This is a genomic window from Flavobacterium endophyticum (genome assembly GCF_003634455.1).
In the GTDB taxonomy this organism is placed as follows: domain Bacteria; phylum Bacteroidota; class Bacteroidia; order Flavobacteriales; family Flavobacteriaceae; genus Flavobacterium; species Flavobacterium endophyticum.
The window spans coordinates 128070-152976 of record NZ_RBLC01000005.1 but is presented as its reverse complement, the minus strand read 5'-3'; the positions used below and the strand labels follow the sequence as shown (position 1 = coordinate 152976).

General features: G+C 42.9%; 8 protein-coding genes. 3 read left to right on the top strand and 5 right to left on the bottom strand.

Features of this window, described 5'->3' with window-relative positions; genetic code table 11:
- Window positions 1-29: 29 nt before the first annotated feature.
- The 5 genes from CLV94_RS15230 to CLV94_RS15210 form a co-directional block, all read right to left on the bottom strand.
- On the bottom strand, window positions 30-5999 hold the full coding sequence (locus CLV94_RS15230) for a T9SS type B sorting domain-containing protein (protein WP_121377370.1): 5970 nt from the start codon (window positions 5997-5999) through the stop codon (window positions 30-32).
- Between the two features lie 110 nt (window positions 6000-6109).
- Window positions 6110-9334, bottom strand: a complete 3225-nt coding sequence (locus CLV94_RS15225; protein WP_121377369.1) for a T9SS type B sorting domain-containing protein — start codon at window positions 9332-9334, stop codon at window positions 6110-6112.
- Window positions 9335-9520: 186 nt separating this feature from the next.
- Window positions 9521-13300, bottom strand: a complete 3780-nt coding sequence (locus tag CLV94_RS15220; RefSeq protein WP_121377368.1) for a T9SS type A sorting domain-containing protein — start codon at window positions 13298-13300, stop codon at window positions 9521-9523.
- A gap of 199 nt (window positions 13301-13499) precedes the next feature.
- Window positions 13500-13697 (bottom strand): hypothetical protein, encoded by a 198-nt coding sequence (locus CLV94_RS15215; RefSeq protein ID WP_121377367.1) that lies wholly within the window; start codon window positions 13695-13697, stop codon window positions 13500-13502.
- An 11-nt stretch (window positions 13698-13708) separates the two neighbouring features.
- Window positions 13709-16459: a T9SS type A sorting domain-containing protein gene (locus CLV94_RS15210; RefSeq protein WP_121377366.1), complete on the bottom strand. Its 2751-nt coding sequence runs from the start codon at window positions 16457-16459 to the stop codon at window positions 13709-13711.
- A 389-nt stretch (window positions 16460-16848) separates the two neighbouring features.
- On the opposite strand from CLV94_RS15210, the gene CLV94_RS15205 reads away from it, so the two are divergent.
- From CLV94_RS15205 to CLV94_RS15195, 3 genes are read left to right on the top strand one after another with little or no spacing between them, the layout of a single operon-like run.
- Window positions 16849-17301 (top strand): T9SS type A sorting domain-containing protein, encoded by a 453-nt coding sequence (locus CLV94_RS15205; RefSeq protein WP_121377365.1) that lies wholly within the window; start codon window positions 16849-16851, stop codon window positions 17299-17301.
- 2 nt (window positions 17302-17303) lie between these two features.
- A complete protein-coding gene (locus CLV94_RS15200) occupies window positions 17304-24320 on the top strand; it encodes a polymorphic toxin type 23 domain-containing protein (RefSeq protein ID WP_121377364.1) in 7017 nt (2338 codons plus the stop codon).
- Window positions 24321-24367: 47 nt separating this feature from the next.
- Window positions 24368-24895 (top strand): hypothetical protein, encoded by a 528-nt coding sequence (locus tag CLV94_RS15195; protein WP_147406644.1) that lies wholly within the window; start codon window positions 24368-24370, stop codon window positions 24893-24895.
- Window positions 24896-24907: the final 12 nt, after the last annotated feature.

Here is a 24907-nt window from a genome sequence, read left to right as displayed (position 1 = left end):
TGGTATTTTGTTGAAATAATAAGCAAACACTATCGCTTTAAGGCAAAATGCGCCTTGAACTCCTTAGCCACGCCATCTCTGCTTTTGTACAATAGCTTAAACCAATAATCCGTAGCAGGTAGCGCATGGCCGTTATACGTTCCGTCCCATCCCGCCGATGAAGGGAAAATCTGCTTGATGAGCTTTCCGTAGCGGTCAAAAATATAAATCATAGCCTCTGGCTGGTTGGCGAGACCATCAACATTCCAAGTATCATTATAACCATCTGCATTAGGCGTAAAATAATACGGATAATTCAAAGCATAGACCGTTAATGTGATTTCACCACATCCCTGCGTATCTTTTACCGTAATTTCATATTCCCCCTCATAGATATTCGTAAACTGATTGCTTTGCTGCGGAGTGCCTCCATTCAACTGGAATTCATACTGGCCAGAGCCTCCTGTAACATTTACCGTAATGATTTGGTTTTTGTCAAAATCCCTGCCTACGGTAGCAGTAGCTATCGCAAGAGAAGAAGTACCCACGGTAGCCGAAGCCGAAGCCGTACAGCCCGTATTTAAATTAGTAACAACCACCTGATAGTTTCCAGGCTCGGTAGCAATATGCGTATTGGTTGTCGTTGGCAATACCACATTATTTCGTGTCCACACAAACGTATGATTAGCATTAGGAATGTGGCTGTACAACGTTACCGTTGAAAGGACAGCCCCCGTTTGGTTATCCAAACAAATAAAATCATCCTTAAGTACTGGACTCGGTGGCAGATACACGATAATCGTTTTTCTGACGATAGAAGTACAATTGCCGTTGCCTACAGAATAGGTTATTACCGCTGTTCCGGCATTCACTCCCGTAACATTTCCGGCAGCATCTACCGTAGCCGCATTCGTATTGTTGCTTGACCAAGTGCCGCCCGGAGTCGTATGTGTCAGCTGTATCGTATTCGTAATACATACCGAAATAGGACCATTTATAGCTGGTAATACTGCGCTATTGTTAATCGTAACATTCAGGGTTGTAGGTGTGGCACACTGTCCAGCGTTTGGTGTAAAGACATAACTTCCGCTAGCCGTATTGCTGATTGCGGCAGGACTCCAAGTACCGCTTATTCCGTTAGGGGAAGTCGCCTGAAGTGCCGGTACCGTTTCACCACTGCAAAAAGCCAATGACGTTGCAAAATCAGGAACGATAGTAGGATTGATAGTCACATTCAATGTTGCGTTTGTAGCACACTGGCCTGTATTTGGCGTAAAGACATACGTTCCGTTAGCTGTATTGCTTATCGTGACAGGAGTCCAAGTTCCTGTGATTCCGTTAGGCGAAGTCGTATTTAAGGCAGGTACTGTACCTCCGTTGCAAAAAGTCATTACCGTCGCAAAATTAGGAACAACTCTACTATTAATAGTTACCCTTAAAGTAATGCTTGTAGCACACTGTCCCGCATTTGGCGTAAAGACATAATTGCCGCTTGCCGTATTGCTTATCGTAGCAGGACTCCAAGTTCCCGTAATTCCGTTTGGCGAAGTTGCCAAAAGTGCTGGCACCGTTTCGCCATTACAGAAAGCAAGAGAAGTAGGGAAGTCAGGCACCGTGTTTCCGTTAATGGTGACATTCAAAGTAACATTTACAGCACACTGTCCTGCATTTGGCGTAAAGACATAACTTCCGCTTACGGTGTTGCTGATTGTAGCAGGACTCCAAGTTCCCGTGATTCCGTTTGGAGAAGTTGTGCTCAATGCAGGTGCCGTTGCTCCAGAACATAAGTTCAAGGCCGTTGCAAAATTCGGCGTGATGCTGTTCGTTACAGTTACGTTTAAGGTCGCACCTGTAGCGCACTGTCCCGCATTTGGCGTAAACACATAGCTTCCGCTTGCAGTGTTGCTGATCGTGGCAGGACTCCAAGTTCCTGTAATTCCGTTTGGAGAAGTTGCAATCAAAGCAGGTGCCGTACTTCCGTTGCAAAGCGTCATTGTTGTTGCAAAGTCAGGTACAGTTTGGTTGTTTATAGTTACATTCAGCGTAATAGCTGTAGCACATTGTCCGGCACTTGGCGTAAAGACATAACTTCCGCTAGCCGTATTGCTGATTGTGGCAGGATTCCACGAACCCGTGATTCCGTTCGGAGAAGTCGTATTTAATATCGGAATTCCGTCTCCGCTGCAAAAAGTCATTGCTGTAGCAAAATCGGGTACTATGTTGTTATTTATGGTCACATTTAGCGTCATAGCTGTAGCACATTGTCCTGCATTCGGCGTAAATACGTAGCTCCCGTTAGCTGTGTTGCTGATCGTGGCAGGGCTCCAAGTTCCCGTAATTCCGTTTGGAGAAGTGGCTTGAAGCGCTGGAACTGTTTCCCCATTACAGAAAGCCAATACCGTAGAGAAATCCGGCGTGATATTATTGTTTATCGTCACGTTCAGCGTCATGGCTGTAGCACACTGTCCTGCATTTGGCGTAAATACGTAGCTTCCGCTGGCTGCGTTGCTGATCGTGGCAGGGCTCCAAGTTCCCGTAATTCCATTTGGAGAAGTAGCTTGAAGTGTCGGTACCGTTGCTCCGTTACAGAAAGCTAATACAGTAGGGAAGTCCGGCGTTATATTATTGTTAATCGTGACGTTCAGCGTCATGGCTGTAGCACATTGTCCCGTATTCGGCGTAAATAGGTAGCTTCCGCTAGCCGTGTTGCTGATCGTGGCAGGACTCCAAGTTCCCGTAATTCCGTTTGGAGAAGTCGCTTGGAGTGCTGGTACTGTTGCTCCGTTACAAAAAGCCAGCGTTGTAGGGAAGTCCGGCGTGATATTATTGTTAATCGTGACGTTCAGCGTCATGGCTGTAGCACATTGTCCCGTATTCGGCGTAAATACGTAGCTTCCGCTTGCGGTGTTGCTTATCATGGCTGGACTCCAAGTTCCCGTAATTCCGTTTGGAGAAGTCGCTTGGAGTGCTGGTACTGTTGCTCCGTTACAAAAAGCCAGTGTTGTAGGGAAGTCCGGCGTGATGTTATTGCTTATGGTCACGTTCAGCGTCATGGCTGTAGCACACTGTCCCGCATTCGGCGTAAATACGTAGCTTCCGCTGGCTGTGTTGCTTATCGTGGCTGGACTCCAAGTTCCTGTAATTCCGTTTGGAGAAGTAGCCTGAAGCGTCGGTACTGTTGCTCCGTTACAGAAAGCCAATGCTGTAGGGAAATCTGGCGTGATATTGTTGTTTATGGTTACGTTCAGTGTCATGGCTGTAGCACACTGTCCCGTATTAGGAGTAAAAACATAGCTTCCGCTAGCCGTGTTGCTGATCGTGGCAGGACTCCAAGTTCCCGTGATTCCGTTTGGAGAGGTAGCCTGTAGTGTCGGTACGGTTGCTCCGTTGCAGAAAGCCAGTGTTATAGGGAAATCTGGCGTGATATTGTTGTTTATGGTCACGTTCAGCGTCATGGCTGTAGCACACTGTCCCGTATTCGGCGTAAAGATGTAGCTTCCGCTAGCCGTGTTGCTGATCGTGGCAGGGCTCCAAATTCCGGTAATTCCGTTTGGAGAAGTGGCTTGGAGTGTCGGTACTGTTGCTCCGTTGCAGAAGGATAATGCTGTAGGGAAGTCTGGCGTGATGTTATTGGTAATCGTGACGTTCAATGTCATTGGCGTGGCGCATTGTCCGGTATTCGGAGTAAATACGTAGCTTCCGCTAGCCGTGTTGCTGATCGCGGCAGGACTCCAAGTTCCCGTGATTCCGTTTGGAGAAGTAGCTTGGAGTGTCGGCACGGTTGCTCCGTTGCAGAAAGCCAATATTGTAGGGAAATCGGGCGTAATAGGGCTATTAACCGTTACATTCAGCGTCATATTTGTAGCACATTGTCCAGCGTTTGGCGTAAAGACATAGCTTCCGCTAGCGGTGTTATTTATAGCTGCTGGTGCCCATGTTCCTGTGATTCCATTAGGGGAAGTCGTGTTTAATGTAGGAACCGTACCTCCGTTGCATAACGCTAGTGTAGTTGGAAAATCAGGTAGGATATTGTTGTTTATCGTTACATTCAGCGTCATAGGTGTGGCGCACTGTCCTGCATTTGGCGTGAATACGTAGCTTCCGCTAGCCGTGTTACTGATCGTGGCTGGACTCCATGTTCCAGTGATTCCGTTTGGAGAAGTGGCTTGGAGTGCAGGCACTGTTTCTCCATTACAGAAGGTCAGCGTTGTCGCGAAATCGGGCACGATGCTGTTGCTTATTGTTACGTTTAATGTGACGCTTGGGGAACATAATCCTGCAGTTGGCGTAAAGACGTAGCTTCCGCTTGCAGTATTGCTTATCGTAGCAGGACTCCAGGTTCCTGTAATGCCATTAGGAGAGGTAGTACTTAAGGCAGGAACGGTTCCTCCATTACAGAAAGAAAGTGCTGTAGCAAAGTCAGGAACTGTGGATGGATTTACTTCTAATTGTGCCGCATGACTGATCAAGGTATGTTGCGTAGAGGTAACTTGACAATAATATTGATTGTCATCAAAAGTTAAAGGTGTCGGATTGATGGTAAGCGTATTCGTAGTAGCTCCCGAATAAGGCGCTCCATTGGTAATATTGACCCAGTTTCCTGATGCATCAAGCCTTTTCCATTGAAAAGTAAAGCCTGTACTGTTGGCAAGAGTAGCGGTATAAGTAACCGAATTGTTCTCGCAAATAACCCTGCTTGTTGGATTTGTCAATGTTGGAGGCGTAGGGTTGCTTACATTGTGGATTCCGATATTGGCGCAGCTTTCAGAAGTTTGAGTATTCCAATCGCTACCATTAAAAACAACTTTAGGAGCGACAGCATTTGGGTTTCTAATAACGGAATAGCCCACATTATTTGGAGCATGTACGTTGTCGATAACCACACCGTTTTTAATCAATTCGAATTCATCATTTGCATTAAATCCTGTTGGATAAGTCTGGTTGGAAGTAATGCTACACGGAATTACGCCTGTTCCAATTCCGATTAAGAAAATCCCTCCTGGAGGAATAGAACCACTAAGTACAATTGTATAAAAAGTCGCACCGCCAATATCGCCATACCTTCGTATGGTATACCCAGTTAGATTGACTGTGGATGCGGTTCCATTATATATTTCTATGACACCGCCATCTCCAGCTTGTGCATCATGCAGTTCGGAAATATAGATATCGCTTGAATAATTCCCGACACTGCTCGTTTCCAGCTTAGTAAAACCGGTCGATGAAAATCCTTCGCATCCGTTGGTCGTAATGCTGATGTTGCCTGTGGCGTTTCCTGCAGGAACATAGGCCTTGATGACCGTATTGGAAACAACAGTAAAACTAGTTGCGTCGATGCCGTTAAATTTTACTGCGGAAGTTCCTGTACCTGCTAAAAATCCGTTTCCGTTTATGGTAACTATGGTATTCTGCGGACCTGATGTAGGCGAAAAAGAGGTTATCGTAGGAGCCGCACAGTTGGAAGTCACGCTTCCGTTTAAGGTAAAATCATCCAAACGGAATGTACCGTTTCCTGTAGCGCCGCTAAGCGAAATAACTACGGTCACGGTCCCTGTGAGTCCCGAAATTGTATTGGCAACATTGGTAGTTCCGAGTGCAGCGCCTGTAGTCCCGATGGTACCGCTTCCGGCATTAATTCCATTGATGGTCATCGACCAGTTTTGCGGACCAAAATTACTTCTCACCCTCCAAAAATCAAAAGAAGTGATTTCTGCCTGAAAGTTGGCGGCCACATTAAACGTAAGCGTAATTGTTGCGGCAGTAGCGGTAGTAAGGCGGATTGCTTCTCCTGTAGCTCCAGTTGTACTTGTCCATGTATTTAAGCTGTTGCTCCACGAAGAACCCGATAAACGCGTATTTAAAGTCGTTGGAGCTACCGTATAAGGATGTGCCGTGATAGCAGTCGTGCCAAAATTATGGTAATAGATTTGAGCCGAGGCTTTCGATCCGGCCATCAAAAAAAATAGAGTAAGGAACAAAAATGTATTTTTTTTGACAGAAGTACTAAGGTTTTTTGACATAGTTGTGGGAGATTAGCATTATTTCAAAACCTACGAAAAGTAATGTTTATTCTACTTTGAAGGGATTAGGTTTTCTTTATTAAATGTTTAATAAACAGTTGCTTATGTTTTTATCTATTGATGTAAACCCATCCGGTTAAGGTTTGTCCGTCGCTCTTGCTGATTACATAGTAATACGTAGCATCTGGCAATTCGTTTCCTTGGTCAGATTGTCCTTTCCATTGGTTGGTATAATTCTTATAGCCGTATACTTTTACGCCGTATCGGTTAAAAATGGTAAGTTCTTTTACTCCCAATCCGCTAAGGTCGAATTCGTCATTTCTAGAATCATTATTAGGGGATATGCCTTTTGGAATCGAACAGAAAGTGCCATACACGATTCTTTCTTTCGTTAAGGTGCAGCCTTGCGGTGTAGTGACACGTACGTAGTAGGTTATCGGAAATTCTTCTTCAACTGGATTAGTATTCAACAGATCGGTAATATTTAAATAGGAATCGGTTCCTACTATACCGCCTTGGCTATTCGTCCAATGGTAATCTGCTTCGTTGCTATCAAAAGAACCTGCGACAGGAACTACCGTGATGACATAATCTCCATTTTGGCATTCGTTATTGATTTCAAAATTTACATTGCCAACCGTCACGTTTAAAGTGATGCTCGGAGCACATTGCCCTGCGTTCGGTGTAAAGACATAGCTTCCGCTCGTTGTATTGCTGATTGTGGCTGGATTCCAAGTACCTGTAACTCCATTTGGAGAAGTTGTATTCAGGGTCGGTGCCGCATCTCCATTGCACAAAGCCAATGTGGTTACAAAATCAGGAGTGATGCTATTTGTAATTGTTACATTCAATGTCATGCTTGTTGCGCATTGTCCAGCATTCGGCGTAAATACGTAGCTTCCGCCTGCAGTAGTGTTTATTACGGCTGGATTCCATGTTCCTGTGATTCCGTTTGGAGAAGTTGTATTTAATATTGGCGCAGTACTGCCTGAGCACAAAGAAAGTGTCGTTGCAAAATTTGGAGTAATACTATTGGTAACTGTTACATTGAGTGTCAAGCTTGTTGCGCATTGTCCTGCATTTGGCGTAAAGACATAGCTTCTGCTTGTGGTATTGCTTACTACGGCTGGATTCCAGGTTCCTGTGATTCCGTTTGGAGAAGTAGTATTCAATATCGGAGCGGTACTTCCCGTACAAACCGTCAAGCTTGTTGGGAAATTTGGCGTAATGCTGCTGGCTACGGTTACGATTAATGTTACGCTTGCGGCGCACTGCCCTGCATTCGGCGTAAATACATAGCTTCCGCTGGTCGTATTGTTAATTACGGCCGGATTCCAAGTTCCTGTAATTCCGTTCGGAGAAGTCGTATTTAAAGTCGGTGCTGTATTTCCCGTACATAAAGAAAGTGTCGTCGGAAAGTTTGGCGTAATGCTGTTGCTTACCGTCACGTTCAGCGTCACGCTTGTGGCACATTGTCCTGCATTTGGCGTAAAGACATAATTTCCGTTAGCCGTATTGCTGATTACGGCCGGACTCCATGTTCCTGTAATTCCGTTTGGAGAAGTCGTATTTAATGTCGGAACAGTTCCTCCTGAGCATAGTGAAAGCGTAGTCGGAAAGTTCGGAGTAATGCTGTTGCTTACCGTCACGTTTAGCGTTACGCTTGTAGCACACTGTCCGGTGTTTGGCGTAAAGACATAGCTTCCGTTTGTCGTATTACTTATCACGGCTGGACTCCAGGTTCCTGTGATTCCGTTCGGGGAAGTCGTGTTTAATAAAGGTGCCGTGCTTCCGTTACATAAAGATAGGGTAGTCGGAAAGTTGGGCGTGATGCTGTTGCTTACCGTCACGTTTAATGTTATGCTTGTAGCGCACTGTCCTGCATTTGGCGTAAAGACATAGCTTCCGTTAGCGGTATTGCTGATTACGGCCGGATTCCATGTTCCTGTAATTCCGTTGGGAGACGTCGTGTTTAATAATGGAGCCGTACTTCCTGAACATAAAGAAAGCGTTGTCGGAAAGTTGGGCGTGATGCTGTTAGATACCGTGACATTTAATGTTACGTTGGTAGCACATTGCCCAGGATTTGGCGTAAAGACATAGCTTCCGTTGGCTGTATTGCTGATAACGGCTGGATTCCATGTTCCTGTAATTCCATTCGGGGAAGTCGTATTTAAAGTCGGTGCTGTATTTCCCGTACATAAAGAAAGCGTTGTAGGGAAGTTCGGCGTGATGCTGTTGGTTACTGTCACGTTTAATGTTACACCAGCTGCGCACTGTCCGGTGTTTGGCGTAAAGACATAGCTTCCGTTGGCTGTATTGTTGATTACGGCCGGATTCCATGTTCCCGTGATTCCATTCGGAGAAGTAGTATTCAAGACAGGAGCCGTATTTCCTCTGCAAAGAGAAAGCGTGGTAGGAAAGTTCGGCGTGACACTATTCGTCAATGTTAAGTTGATGGTATCGGTTATTTCCAATCCGCAACTGTTTATGGCTGTCAGGGTAATTGTGACAACGCTTCCGGCTTGTGAAGCGCTTGAAGTATATGTTGTGGCCAGATTGTTCGGTGTCGAAAAAGTACCGCTTGGTGCAGACCATCTTACAGATTGGTGTCCTTGTGCAATTCCATTTAAGGAGATAGTAGTCCCGGCACAAGCAGTTAGGGTAGCGGGTCCGGCATTGACAGTAAAGGGCTGGACAGGAGCAGAACACCCATTGTTGATGTATGTAGGCGTTCCTGCCGGATTGTATTGCACGATAGCTCCGTCTGCTGCAACAGTGGCTCCATTGGTATCGATAAGCAGGGCACGGTCGTAAGAAACGGTATCAGAACAAGATCCGAACGAGATGGTCAAGGTTCGTATCCCGGTTCCTGAATTGGCAAAATGCCCAGAGGCTGTCGAGGGATTGTTCTGAAAGATGATATAAATGTTGTCGGTCAAAGCCCCGAAAGAGTTGAGTTCGGTATCGAAAGTATGGCTTGTGACCAAAATGACGTTCGCATTAGCAGGCAATACGCCTCCAGTCGGTTCGATTAATTGGCCGCAACCTCCAGCATCTAGAATATCGGCATTAAGGGTTGCTACTTTTGAAGCTGTCGTTGCATTTCTAATAAGACCTTGCCAGGGATTGTTTGGCCAAGACACGGTTAGGTTGCTAGTATTTATGTCGGCGTTGCCTACTTTAAATCGTACCATTTCATTCAGTCCTTCCTGCACGCCGCAAGCATCTACCAAGATACTCTCGATTTGAAAACATTGGGAAAAGGCATCTTGATAAGATAAAAGGGCCAATGTAGCTATGGCAAGAAAGCGTTTGAACTTTTTTAATTTCATTGTAGTCAATTTAAAACCGGCGCAATGTAGGCTCGTTAGATTAATTAGAGCCTTTGTTAGATTTATCAAAATGTTATCTTACGTCGTGCTGTTGCCGGCCAATGTTAGGATTTTGTTACTTTTCTGTTATTCCGCACCAAAAGCCTGCTAGGTATTTTAGCAGGCTTTTGACGGAATTATGAGGTCTTATTTCTTGAGGACTCTAATGGTTTTTGATATTTGTCCAGAAGATAATTTTACGAGATAAGCTCCGGCTTCAAGGCTTGACATGTCAATTTTGATGTTGCTGTCGTTTGCTTTCTTGTCGATTACTTTCTGTCCTAGCAAGTTGAAAACAGTAACAGATTCGATAGTCTTAGAATAAGAAATGTTCAGCACGTCAGTAGTAGGATTAGGATAGGCTTTTAGATTTTCCATATCAAAACTTGGAGTACCTAAGACCTCTGAAACGGTAACTGCTAACGGGCTGCTGCTGCATTCGTTAAGGGTCTGCACCGCATAATAAGTCGTGCCATCTACAAGCAATTCGGTTAGGCTTAAAGGTGATGTTCCTGCTTCGGCAGCTTCGGCAGAAGAAAACCATTCTAAATTAGTTCCTGTTACTTCTAAAGCGGCCAGAGTTTCGCCTTCTGTAAATTCTTGGCTTGTTGCGCCACTTGGAACGGCGGTAGTGCTTATAGTGACAGAAGTCACGGTTCTTGTACTTTCGCACCCGTTTACTGTTATAGTCGCATAATAGTTTCCTGTTGCCAAAGCTTCCGACGGCAATAGCGGTGTTGTCGCATCTGCATCAGCATACCATTTGATACCAGCCGTATTTGGCAATAAGTCGGCTACGGTTGCTTCAGCTAGGCTGCAGAACGTCTGTGCTGTTGTAGTAGGAGCCGTCACTGTAGTTAAGGTAACAGAAGTCAGGGTTCTTGTACTTTCGCACCCGTCTACTGTCATAGTCGCATAATAATTTCCTGTTGCCAAAGCTTCCGTCGGCAATAGCGGTGTTGTCGCATCTGCATCAGCATACCATTTGATGCCAGCCGTATTCGGTAATAAGTCGGCTACGGTTGCTTCAGCTAGGCTGCAGAACGTCTGTGCTGTTGTGGTAGGAGCCGTGATGGTAGTCAGGGTAACAGAAGTCAGCGTTCTTGTGCTTTCGCATCCGTCTACCGTTATAGTCGCATAATAGTTTCCTGTTGCTAAAGCTTCTGTCGGCAATAGTGGTGTTGTCGCATCTGCATCAGCATACCATTTGATGCCAGCCGTATTCGGTAATAAGTCGGCTACGGTTGCTTCGGCTAAGCTGCAGAACGTCTGTGCTGTTGTGGTAGGAGCCGTAACTGTAGTTAAGATAACAGAAGTCAGGGTTCTTGTACTTTCGCACCCGTCTACCGTTATAGTCGCATAATAATTTCCTGTTGCCAAAGCTTCCGTCGGCAATAATGGTGTTGTCGCCTCTGCATCAGCATACCATTTTATACCAGCCGTATTTGGCAATAAGTCAGCCACGGTTGCTTCTGCTAGGCTGCAGAACGTCTGTGTGGCTGTTGTAGGTGCTGGGGTTTGTGTGACCGTAATTGTTGCAATAGCTGAATTTACTTCTGGGCAAGGCATGTTGGATACTACGGCGCGATAATAAGTCGTTTCTAAAAGATTTGTATATTCTAGGGTTGCAGAAGTATTGGCAATATCTGAAACCGTACCGCTAAAGTCAGCAGTAGTCGAAGACTGCCATTTGATAATACTTCCTACATGATTTTCTAATGTAAGCGTTCCGTTATTTGCACCTGAACATACTGTAGCGCTTCCAGTTAGGTTTCCTCCATTGCTCATGGCAACGACAGTAACAGTAGCGCTTCCGCTTAGGTCAGAAGCTTGAGCCGTACAGTTTGCATCTTCTACGGCAGTTATCGTATAGGTTTTCGTTTCTGGAATCGTAACGGTAAAAAGATAAGGCGATGCTGTAATATTGGTTACTGGAAAAGTCGTAGTTCCATCCGTATAGGTTATCGACCAAGGTGCTGTTCCTGTCAACGCAATGCTCAAGTCGGAAGAAACCGAACCTAAACAGATTGATTGGTCGCCGCTCAATACCGCAGTCGGTCTTGGATTAATCACCAACGATGTACTGATGCCTGTAAGCGTACTGTTGCAATTTGGAAGAACATCAGTGCGAGTAATAGAAGTAATTTCTAATGTCTGTCCGTTATTTGAAGCTGTCAATGGCAAGTCAAAACGGGCTTCTCCCGAAGCATCTGCAGTAATACCTGTTAGTGTTCCGGCTGTTCCGCCAGCTATAGCATAAATAAGATCAGAAGTACTGCTCGGTATCAAGCCGGTCAGGGTAATTGTAGTGCTTCCGCTTTCTCCGCATACAGAAGTAGCGCTTATGGCAGTAACTGTTGGCGTAGGATGTACTGTCAAGACAACAGAATTAGCCGCTGTCAATGTGTTAGGGCAGGAAGGAATGTCTGTTCTTTCGATGGTGCCAATAACCAAAGACTGGCCATCGGTGCTGGAAGTCAAGGTGATATTGAAACTAGCATTACCGCTAGAGTCTGCTATAATTCCGGTGCTGTTTTGAGCAGTACCGCCATTAATAGCAAAGCTGATTGCTGAAGTTGAGCTTGGGATCAAGCCTGTCAGATTAATTATAGCTGTTCCCCCATCGCAAACTACGGCTGATTGTGTAATTCCTGTAAGCGTTGCCGCTTCGGTAACTACAATATTATGTCCGTTATCATTATTACTGAAAGTCAGAGGATCGTCATTATAAACTCGGACTCTATAAAGAGAGCTAGGCGCAATATCAGCAGGAATGGTCACGCTGATAGGGCTAATCGCCGATACACCGACTATATTGGTTGGTGTCGTTGGGAAAGTTCCATCAGGATTAGAAAGCTGTGCATAAAAATTAGTACTGTTGAAGCTTCCCGCTGGCGTAAAGTCTAAATCAAAAGTATTGGCAATTCCGTTGCAATAAGGTCCATAAGGTTCGTCGTCTACGACAATATAACTTACTGCAGGAATACCATTTCCGGTAACCGAAACGAATTTATTTGTCGCTCCTGCAGAGGACAAAATGATATCTCCAGAAGCATTTCCGACCGCGGTAGGGCTAAAACGTACCCAGATTTGTTCATCGTTTAGTGTTCCTGCATTCGGAGTGATGTCCGTTCCAGGATACCAGTTGCTATTGTCTGTACTGATTTCAAATCCTGCTGGAGCAGCGATGCTTACATCTTCTGTCATGCCAACGGCGTCAAAAGTAAAACTAGTCGATGCCGAACTGCTGCCTACCATAACATCTCCAAAAGAAGCCAAGGAAGTCGTAGAAGGAGTGATCAATGGATTGACAGCTGCAACAACGCTTCCGTCAATTTTTAATGAATTTGTACCGCCAGTTAGGTAGTAGTTACCTGTCGAGCCTTGCGGGATGATTCTGAATTTCACGACAACTCCAGGACCGATATTCTGCAAAGCGCTGATTCCTGCTAAGGATACAGAGTTAGCAGTACCGGTGGTTCCGCTTGTCGAAGAGGTAGTCCAGCTGGCAACGCTGGCAAAAGGAGCGCCTCCTACAGAATAATAAACAATACAGCCTGTCGGACCAGAATTTGATCTTCGAGTTGCTGTCGAAATAGAGCTTAAGCTTACTTTGTATCCTGCTGTTGCTTGAAAAGTAAAATAGAAGCTGTTGGCATCGGATTGACCAGTTGACCATCCTCCAGAACCTCCCCAGCAATTTCCTGCCGGAGTTCCGCTTGTGGCAATGCTTGATCCTCTTATAAGTCCAGAGGTCTGTAGGTTAGTGTTTAACGTTGAAGGTGTCCACGGACTGGTACCGAATCCGCCACCGGTGCTATTAGCATTCCAGCCAATAATTTGGGCAAAATTAGCTGTAGGGGAAAGTAAAATAAGTGCAAAAAGAAAAAATGAACCGAAAAGTTTTTTGTGTAAAGTTGAATCCATAAGTCTGTAATTTTTGAGCGTATCTGAATTTTATTCGTTCATTTACAGATACATACAAAGATTAGGAATATATTTTCCTTGTAGTTTATGTAGATATTTTATTACTGTAAAATCAAAATTATGATTGTGTTACGTACATTAAATAAACAAAAAAACGGCTGTACATCGTACAGCCGTTCTCTATAGCAAATAAAGCGGTTTAGGCTTCTTTAGTCTTGCTTCTCATCAATTTATAGCCTAAGAATACTCCAGCCAAAAGCATCGGAATGATATAATCATTGATCGGTGCTGATGGGACATCTTGCGTATCATCGTCGAAATCTTCTTGCGCGCTGGCATTTTGAAAGCCGGCTGTCAGCATAAGGATTAAGAATAGTGTCTTGATTTTTATTTTCATCTTGATAGGATTTATTTTACTGCAATTTTTTGTTTTACCGACGTTTTGCCATTCGATATTTCTACGATGTAGATTCCTTTGCTTAATTGCAATGATGGGTTTACGGTTATGATACTTGAGCTTTCGCTGCTGGTTTTGTAGATTTCTTGTCCTACAAGGTTGTACAGTCTGATATCCACTTTCCCGCTTGTGCTGCTTGGCAAAGCAATGTTGAATTGGTTGTTATGGATCGGATTTGGATAAATCTTTACAGAATTAGTATTCCATTCTTCATTTCCTAAAGCCGCGGCACGGAAAACAATGCTGAAACGGTCGGTTCCATACGAAGCAGCATCAGAAGTAGTTGCGAAATTGACCAAACCAGTTCCTGATAAGCTGATTGCAGTTTCTGTAGTCAAATAATGATCAAGAAGATACGCTTCTATATTTTCAGGAAAATTAGCCGTATTGATTTTGAAAGCATACGATTTGCCTGCTGAAAACTGAAGTGTTTTTACATGCAATTCATCTTCTGTTGTAACAGGGGCCAATGCTTCGATAGCTAAGATTTTATTGCTTCTTCCTAAGCCTAAATGCTCGCTTGAACCGTAAAGTTTTTCTACATCGCCAAGTCCGATTGCATTGTCGAAAGCAGTTCCAAAAACAGCAAGAGTTCCGTCAATTGGATAGCCAGCTGCTGCTTGGTTGGCATCGTATACTGAGATATTGAACACTGCTTTTTCTGCAGTATTGTTTCTGAAAACATCTGTAAACTGTGATGCTTTGTTGCTTTCCTCAAAAGTTAGAGTTCCAGCTGTACCCAAGACCGTGTTTTTTACGAAGAATGCCTGCCCTGGCTGAATGTATTGGCTTACTTCTGAACCCGCTAGGTTATTGCTTCCGATAGTCTGGCTATAGGCTACATAACGGCCTCTTTGCGCTTCTGTACCCATATTTGGATCCCATGCATAATATACATCTTCGATTCCAGCTTTGGTTACCGAATGCCAATCTACTGGGCTTACGTATGGATTTCCAATTAGGCTGAATCCGTTTGTTGAAGCATTTTCTGTTGCATTGATCGCAGGAGTACTTGAAGCGTCAAAAACAACTTGCCCTGTTTTTAGTGTTCCTTTTGCGGTCAAGGTTACTGCTGCATTCATATCGGCTGCAGAAGACTGGTTTAAGTCAATGTTTCTGTCTCCTCTGACCAAGATTCTATATCCGTTTCCGGCTGTTAGGGTAGTAGCATCGGTATTTGCAATAGCGCTCCATCCTGAACCCGAAGCGATGCTGTTGTTGTATACATACATCGATGGATTTCCTGTTAATGTTGTGTCGAATCCATTTTCGCCTGCTGTAGAACCTGTAATATGTGTTCCAGCTTGCCAGTTGTTGCTTATGAAATTTGTAGTCGTAACGGCAGGAGTTAGGAAACGGAAAGCACGTTTTCCTTGCGGAATGTAGCGCTCAACAGTTGCCTCTCCGGAAATAGAACCCGTAACAGCAGCAATTCTAGCAGAACCTGTTGCAGTTGATTTTAATACTAGGTTTCCGTTTGTTGTTAAAGTCCCGGCTGTTACGTCAAGGACTCCTGTTACATTCGTAATACCGTTTAAGGTAAGTCCAGCCGTATTGTTCAAAGTCAGCTTTGAGATTGTATTGTTTGTGAAGAAATTAGCAGGGATTGCCTGTGCGATAGTTCCTGAAAAAGTAACATCGCCAGCAGAAGCATCAACAGTTCCGCCACTTTTTGCAAGTGTCTGTTTTACGTCTAATCCGCCTATACCAATGATTACGGTTCCTGAAGTAACCGATACACTTTTGGCTGTTATAGGTCCTTGTGGTGCGGCCGCATTTGTATCATAATTTCCGCTGATGATAGCATCTAGCGTTGCTGTCGGATTTCCATTGTTCCAAGCAGAACCATTCCATGTAGTAGAAGTAATGACTCCCGTTCCTGAAACTGCAATATTTTGTGTGGTAGCTCCTGAAGTAGCGATAGCAACATTCCCTGTCTTAAGTCCGGCTGTCTGTGGCGAAAAGCGGATGTATAGCGATCGGCTGGTTACGGTACCTCCTGATTGTGCAAAGCTTACTGAATTGGACCAAGAAGAGTTGTTCGTGCTTACCTGAAAATTATTTGATGGCGCGGTTGCTGTGATATTTCCAGAAAGATTTGTACCTGCAATGGTCACAGAAGTACTGGTTGAAAAAGCACCTACACTGGTGTTCCCGAATCCTGAAATAGAAGTAGGGTTAACAGTGAACTCAGCTGCTGCCGGTGCTGCCGTAACAATAACATCGTCCATGTCGCAATTTCCGCTAGCTTTTGTATAGGTCCATCGGATATAACGTGTCGCAGAAAGTAATGGTATATCAAAATCGACACATTGTGCATTGGTAATTGCTGTTGCGCCTGTCGCTGTTCCATACTTTCCAATTTCCGTATAGTCAGTTCCGTTTGCAGACTGTTCTACCAATAGATACGATTGCCCGCTCATGGATTGGTTCTTTAAAGTCATCGACAAAGTTCCAGGTGCGGCATTAAAAACAAGTAGCCTGCTGTCGCCGTTGGTGTCAAAACTTGTCGCGCTGTTATTCGTACAGGCGGAACTTGTAGTTCGTTGCGAACATCCTGAATTGGTCCAACCTGTCGGTTCAGTTCCCCATGATGTTCTGTTTACTGGCAATGTAGCCTGCCCCCAAGCAGTACTGAAAAATAACCCAAATACTACTAGTCCTAGTACGTTGGCGTAATTTGTTCGTAAGATTGTTTTCATTAATAAAAGTTAAAAGTTTGAGGTTCAAAGTTATAGGTTTGACCCCCAAGCCTCTTGAGGTTTAGATTACCATTTCGTTAAAGAACTTTTACTTTTATCGGCACTGTTTTAAGAAAGCATAACCTAAAAGTTATGAAGTTTATTTAATGTTTAAGTTTTATAAATGCATTTGAAAGCTTAAGCCCTGCCTTTTCAAGAGGAACAATGACATAAGATACATATTTGTATGAAATGTCTTAAAAAAAGCAAAGTTATTTTATGAGATTACGGATTTCCGTAAGGCTATTCCCGAATTCAATAGTAGTATTGTACCGAAATCTGCTCTGTATGTTTTTTTATGGCGTCCATGGCATTTTTACAATCAAAATTAACCCACAATCCCCTAAACTATGAGAAAAGTAATACCACTTATTTTTTTCCTGATGTGTTTGGCAGCAAATGGCCAGGTTCCTAAAATTCATTTTGAATATGATGTAGCCGGCAACCAAATCGTCAGGGAATTATGTCCCTTTTGTGCTTCAAGGACGAGCAGCCAGCCTCCAAAAGAAATTTCTGATTTAAAAGAAGAAGACTACCAAAAGTTTTTTCCCGAAGACGTGATTTCGTATTATCCGAATCCGGTACGAGAAGAATTGTACCTAAAATGGGAATTGGTCGATGAAGTCAAAGTCTCTTCTATAGAAGTGTATTCTATGAGTGGACAGTTGATCAAATCCTATAAAAATATGGAAAAGGAGCAAACCTATGCGGTACCATTCCAAAACTGCCCTACAGGTGTTTATTCCGTAAATTTATTCTATAACAATGGCGATCGCAAATCGATAACAATAATCAAAAAATAAGCATGAGAAAAGTAATTTATACCCTAGCGCTTATTTTTTGTTGCCTATTCTCTTTTGCTCAAGAACAAATGGGTACCCCGATTCCTGGGGTAGTCCCTATCAAAAGGACCAGCTCAAGCACTGCTTCTGAAACTAATAGGAGAGTTGAAGACGATGCTTTGGTAAGAACTATGACCTCGGCAACAGGCGCATCGACAGAAGTCGGTATTACCGAAGGACAACTTTCGGTTTCATTAACGGGAGCAGCAATATATAATGTTCCTATTGCCGTACCGCCGGGAATCAATGGCGTGATTCCGCAATTGAGTCTTGCTTATAATAGTCAGTCTGGTAACGGATTGGCAGGTTATGGATGGAATGTTTCGGGGATCTCGGCAATTACAAGAATTCCTTCTACAAAATACCATGACAATATTATCGACGGTGTCGATCTTGATGTTTACGATCGATTTGCACTCGACGGGCAAAGACTTGTCGTAAAGACCACTAGTGCCAACCAGACGTATGGAGGGCATACAACAGTTTATGAAACGGAAAATTTCTCGAACCTCAAGATAACGGCCTACAATCAGACTGCCAGTCCGGTTAGTACGGCTACTTTCAAGATTGAGTATCCCGATGGCTCTATTGCAGTTTATGGAAATGATAACAATTCACGTTCCATCTCTACTTGGGCTATTTCTTATTGGCAGAATCCTCAAGGCGTTAGAATCAATTATGTCTATACCAATACGAACAATTATTTGAGAATTAGCGAAATAAATTATGTAGGCGTAGGCAGTCCTAATCAATTTCCCACCAATTGGATAAGCTTTGCTTATAAAAACAGACAAAGACCAGAACAAGGCTACATAGGCGGCGTAAATATTATTGATGACAAAATATTAAGCACAATCTATGTTCATGGATTCGGTACTGGCTTTAGAAGATATGAACTCGCACATAGCATTTCTACCTTAGGTTATGAAAGATTGACAAGCATAACCGAAAAAACAGGTGACGGTACAAAAAGCTATAATCCTACAGTTTTTAGCTATGATACAACGGCCGAAACAATTTCCTATTCCCCTACAACGGCGAGCTTAAGTGTTGGCAATATTTCCGTGCAAAATGCGGCGACCGTGTCGGGAGATTTTGATGGCGACAGCAAGCTGGATTTTTTACTGTATCCTACGTATGGGCCAGACTATAAAAGAAAATTTTGGTTGTTCAACGATATCCAAGGCCAATCCCTTAACTTCGGTTGGGAAGTGCCTATAGGCTTTTTTGAAGAACTTTTACCGACTACGTGGCTCAATCACAATGACAAGTTAATGCCGATGCAAGGAGTCACCGTAGTCCAGCATGTGCTTAATAATCCTAATCCCTATTTGAATACGAATAACTCAGACGTCAATTTTAAAGTCTTGAGCCAGACTTCCTACGGCGTTTTTCTTCAATATCAAAAAAATGTACTGTTTCCTACTAACGGATTGAAGAAATACCTTAGCGGAGACTTCAATGGCGATGGATTAACTGACATCATGGCATTGGAATGGAACAGTGTTGGTGCTACTAATCTTTCGAAAAAGACCTATTTCGTTGATCTTGATAGGAGAAAGACAGAAGGTTTTATGAATTATGCCGGAGATTTGGTCGATCCGATTGCTCTGGGTAATGATTTTGATAACACGATCCGATCCAAGACAGAGACAGCAGATGTTAATGGCGATGGAAAGACCGATATCTTACAGTTTACCAACGGAAAAGTCCATGTATATACTTTGAATAATTCCAATCAGTTGGTTTTGTTATGGACTTATACAGATCCAAATATTATCGTTGATGAAACAAAAACACTTTTGCTCGGTGACTATAATGGTGACGGCAAGACTGATTTTATCATCCCGAAAGGATCCGGATATTTTGATTGGTATAAATATACTTCTACAGGAACTGGATTCGTAAAGCAGATGCAGACTTATAATGGCTTCAATTATTCTGATGGAAGTTTAGGACTGACGATTTCGCACTGGATACCAACCGATTTTAATAATGATGGCAAGACGGATATTATCCGCGTGGGCTGTAACCGAAACCAAGATAATACTTGGGGATTTGTATCAGTTACTTGTGTCGTCAATAAAAACGGAACATTTGCGCAAACATCAGGAAATTATTACTATGCTACTTCAGGAAATCAGGCTGATATTACCAAATATGCTCTCCCGATTTTTTATACTTCGAGTCAGCCTAACAGGAAGATGGAAATGGCTTTTATCAACGGCAACAAGATCCATTATTTCCAGTCGCAGAAAGATTTTAATAAAGATAGGCTCGTAAGGTCGATAACTACAGGAAACGGTGTCAAAGAGACCATAACGTATAAGACGCTCGAAAGAGAAAGCTGCCCTTATAATTGCAATTCAGCTTATACGCCTTCCAGCTATACCGAAAATTACCCAAATCTGGATATCGAGATAGCGCCTACTTTCCAAGTAGTTTCTAAAATCGAAAAGCAGAGCGCATCGGTTTATAAAAGACAGCTGTTTTCGTATTATGGTGCAGTCAGCAATATGGAGGGCTTAGGGTTTTTAGGATTCCGGGCTACATTAAAGACCAACTGGCATGATGATACCACTCAAGTCATTTCGACCATCACAAAGAATGATGTCAGCAAGAGAGGCGTAAGTGTAGAAAGTTTTAATGTATTGGGATTGAGTTATCCTAGCTATACGGTACCTGCTTCAGGACCATTCATCAGCAGGAGCCTTAATACGTATAATACTTACGATAATGTGACATTTGAGCCTATAGTGCAGTCGAATAAAGTCTTTAAGCTTAAAAATACGATAAACCAGAATTTTAATGGATTAGAAGGGACGAGTACAGAGACGACCATTCAGTATGATACTTATAACAATCCGACTCAATCCACTACTGTGTTGAAAAATGGTACCGCTATAGAGCAACGATCTGTCAACGTAATGACATATCAAAACCAGCCTACGGCAACGCCTTATATTATAGGAAGGCCGCAGAGCAAGACCCAAACTATAACGATTTATCCAGGACAGCCGAATCAAGATGTTACCACTACCGAAGAATTGTTTGTTTATAATAACAATTTAGTCTCTCAAATCAAGAAGAAAGGCAATGGAACAGTGTATATTACTGAAGATAACATTTATGATACGTACGGAAACATAACTAAAAAAACAATCTCAGCTCCCGGGCTTTCGCCAAGAATTCAGGAATTTGAGTACGATGATTCAAAAAGATTCCTGAAAAAAATTACCAGCCAAGGATTGTCTACCCAGTTTGCGTATGACGATTTCACAGGATTGCTGATTAAAGAAACGAATCCTTTTGGTTTGGTCACTACCAATGCTTACGATGCGTGGGGTAAAAAAATCAAGGTTACAGACTATTTAGGAAAAAATGTTACTTACGCTTATACTCCCGTTTCAGGAAACACTCAGGTTCTTGTAACTGGAGACGACGGAAGTAGCAACGATGAATTATTTGATGACCTAGGACGAAAAATAAGAACCGGGATCAAAGATCTTACAGGGAATTGGTCATACACTTCGTATGAATACGATATCTATGACCGAAATATAAAAACAAGCGAACCGTATTTTGGAACCAGTCCGCTACAATGGAGCCAGACCAAATATGATAACTATGGAAGGATAAGTCAGAAACTATCTTTTACGGGCAAGACCATTAACACGGGTTACAATGGCCTTACTACGACCGTAAATGATGGCGTAAAAACGAAAACTTCTGTCAAGAATGCAATCGGAAATGTCATTACGCTGACAGATTCGCCAGGCGGGACGATTAATTACCAGTATTATGCCAATGGAAATGTAAAGCAGACAAATTATGGCGGAGTAGTTATTAGCATGGAGCAAGATGGCTGGGGAAGAAAGACAAAGCTGGTCGATCCTTCGGCAGGAACCTACCTCTATGAATACAATCATTTTGGGGAAATGACGAAAGAAACAACCCCAAAAAGCGAGACTCTATTTAATATTGGCGACTATGGTGTGGTTAATTATAAGACAATCACTGGACTAAATGGTGATGCGACCAATTCAAAAACAACATTTACCTATGATCCGACGACAAAATTATTGACCAATACAAGGTTCGATGATTTTACGGCAGGATACTATACGCTGTACAATTACCAATACGATGATTTCAAGAGATTGTCTTTCTATGATGAAAGCGGTTTCAAAGCTTATTTCCAAAGAGCGACATTCTATGATGCTTTCGGAAGACCCGAAAAAGAACTCTATACCGCTGTCAATACGGCAACAAACAAGCGTTCTGACAAGTGGATAAGAAACACGTATAAAAACGGATTTCCATACCAAGTAATTGACGATGGCACAAATAAAGTACTGTGGCAGATCAATACGACTAACGCTAGAGGACAGGTTACTGGCGCTCGATTTGGAAACCTTAGGAATGCCGTAAGCGTCAACAAAACCTATGACGAGTACGGATTTATTAGCAGTATCAAGCATACTAAAAGCGAATTGGTCATTATCGGTGAACCCGTTCCTCCGCCAACAGATTATATGACGGTAGGGTATACTTTTAATCCGCAGACAGGCAATCTCGAGAATCGTACCAACAGTACCTTCAACTGGAACGAGACTTTCCAATACGACAGTCTTGACCGTTTGAAAGAATATACAAATGCAAGAGGACAGCAAGAAACCCAAGTCTATGACGACAGAGGAAGAATTACTCAAAATAATCTAGGGCAGTATAATTATACCAACACGGCAAAAGCATACCAAAATACGTCGGTAGAGTTAACGCCAGAAGGAGAGGCCTACTATAAATTGAGAGAAGGTATCTTCTTTGATACGATGGAAAGCAAAAAAGGATGGACTATCTACGAACCGTCGATAATTACCTATGATGATACCTTTGCGACAAATAGTGCAGGAACAGTTTCCCTAAAAATAAACAATCCTGACACTACAGAAAAAGTGGTACATTCTGATGTTTGGGTACCGATAAATAATGCCACGGCTACGCAGTATACCTATTCCGCATGGGTGTATAGCAATGGTCCTCAGGCAGAACTCTTCCTCTTTATGAAAGAAGATGGAGAAACCGAGTACTTTACGGCTGTTGATCAAGTAGTAACAAACGTAACAGGACAATGGGTTTTCGTTCAAAAGACTTTTTCGGTACCGGCAAATATCAAAAGGCTCAATATCCGACTAGATAATAATGGGCAAGGCATCGTTTGGTTTGATGATGTGAAAATCAGAAAAACAAGCAACCCGGTTATCACATCAGATACCCAGAGAAAATTAGATATTACCTATAACGCTTTCAAGAGTCCTGTTGAAATTATTGAAATGGGAAGCGACAGGATCAGTTTTGAATACAACATGAACAACAGTCGCTCGACGATGTACTATGGAGGCGTACAGGTTGATAAAAACCAGCGTCCGCTTCGTAAATCCTATTCAGCCGATGGCAGTATGGAAATAAAACACAATATCCAGACAGGAGAAGTAGAGTTTATTACCTATGTTGGCGGCGACGGATATACTGCTCCAGTAGTATTCAGGAGTCAGGTTGATGCAAGTGGCACACAGACGGAAGCCTTCCTTAATCTGCATAGAGACTATCAAGGAACTATACTAGGTGTTTCTACTTCGGGAGGAACTATACTGGAAAAGCGCCTCTTTGATGCTTGGGGTAATCTCATAAAAGTAGTCGACGGACAAGGAAATGTCCTCAACCAAATGGTGGTTTTAGACAGAGGTTATACAGGGCATGAACATCTACAGAGTGTTGGACTAATTAATATGAACGGCAGGCTTTATGATGCCAAACTGCACCGTTTCTTACAGCCCGATAATTTTATACAGTCGCCATTTAGCACCCAGAGTTATAACCGATATGGTTATGTCGCCAATAATCCTTTTAAATATACTGACCCTTCGGGAGAATGGTTTGGGTTGGACGATCTGATCGTAGCCGGGGCAAGTTTTATTATCGGCTATGTATCTAGCGGATTGACAACCGGAGAATGGGGCTGGAAATCAGTACAAGCGGGATTGATATCCGCAGCTATGGGCTGGATCGGCTACAATACTATGGGGGCGTCGACCTTTACGGATAGTTGCGTCGCAGGAAATACCGGAATGTGGAATTATATAGCCACCTCCGCCGTCAGCGCTGCTATCAACTTCGCGATACCGCCAATGGGCGTGCAGCTTACCAATAATTTTGGGTTTAGTATTTCACCTAGTATTGCCTTTGGAAATACGATGGCAATAGGAATGAACCTTTCGGTAACCTATACTAATGGAGAGTTTAGTTTCTCTGCAGGTGTCGGCATCATGTCGAATAGCAATTATCAAGGACTGGGAAGAAGTGGAATGGAAACCCGCGTATCTTTTCTAGCAGCTTATGATAATGGAAGCACAGGATTCAGCCTGGGTACCAATTTCTGGGGCGGTTATGATGACATGGCCGAATTCAAGCAGCAGACCGGTGTACTCGGAATAAGGAGCGGTGATTTTAAATTCTCTTATGAAAATGACGGATTGCCATTTTCGGGCTTCGCAGGCGATGGGAACGACAGTTACAGGACTGCCGCAGCATCAGTAGCCATTGGTGAGTTTTCTGCTGGATTCAATCTGTTTACTGGAAGAAGAACTGATTATACAGGAGATGAAGCCAAGGTTGGAACAGGAAAAGGAAATCCAGGAAAATTCGATGAAAGAATGCCTAACAGTTATGTTATTGAAGATACAAATTATCCAAGATATAGATTTGGAGGATTGTCTTTACGATACGGAAATTACAGAATCGGAATCAACTCTGACAGGCATGTGAGGCATCCAATTCAAGATCATTTTGCACACAATACACTGATTAAAATTTTTGGAATCAAGATATTTAGCACACAACAGCCAGGATTTGAAACATTAAGCAATTCAATTCAGCCTTATCTGCAGTATCAGACGACAAATCCTTTTACATCGTGGTAAAAATAACAGTATCCATTTTTTTAATGTTAGGATTGTTTTCCTGTAATGTGAAAACAAGATACCTGGATAATAATAAGACAAGGGTGCCGACAGACAATCAAGTCTTCGGCAACCGAGTTCTTTTTAATTCCGACGTATTAAAAGGAATCGATACCGATGTTGTTTATGAAGAAATCTATGGTTATCTGTCTCAGAAAGACAATTTCATTCCTTTAGGAAAGCAGAAAAACTACAATACTCAGATGCAAGTAGGCTACTATAGATTTTATGAAAATGGTTGCGTGAATTTTTTTATACTGGAAAAAGATTTCAATGCTGCTCAGCAGGAAAGAAATATCAATCCAGAATACGATGGGAGTAGGGGAGTTTTGTATCAAAAAGAAGGTACGCGTAAAGTAGACTTGTTTGCGATCAAAAGCTATGGACTAAAACCAAATTACGACATCATTACTCGTATTATTGAAATAAAAGGCGATAGTCTGTTTGAAAAATCGATGAAAGATCCTAATTCGGTCAGAGTCTATGCAAAAAGAAAACTATCTCCAATGGCCTCAGCTTATACGGCTGATTGGTAATAATATCTAGTT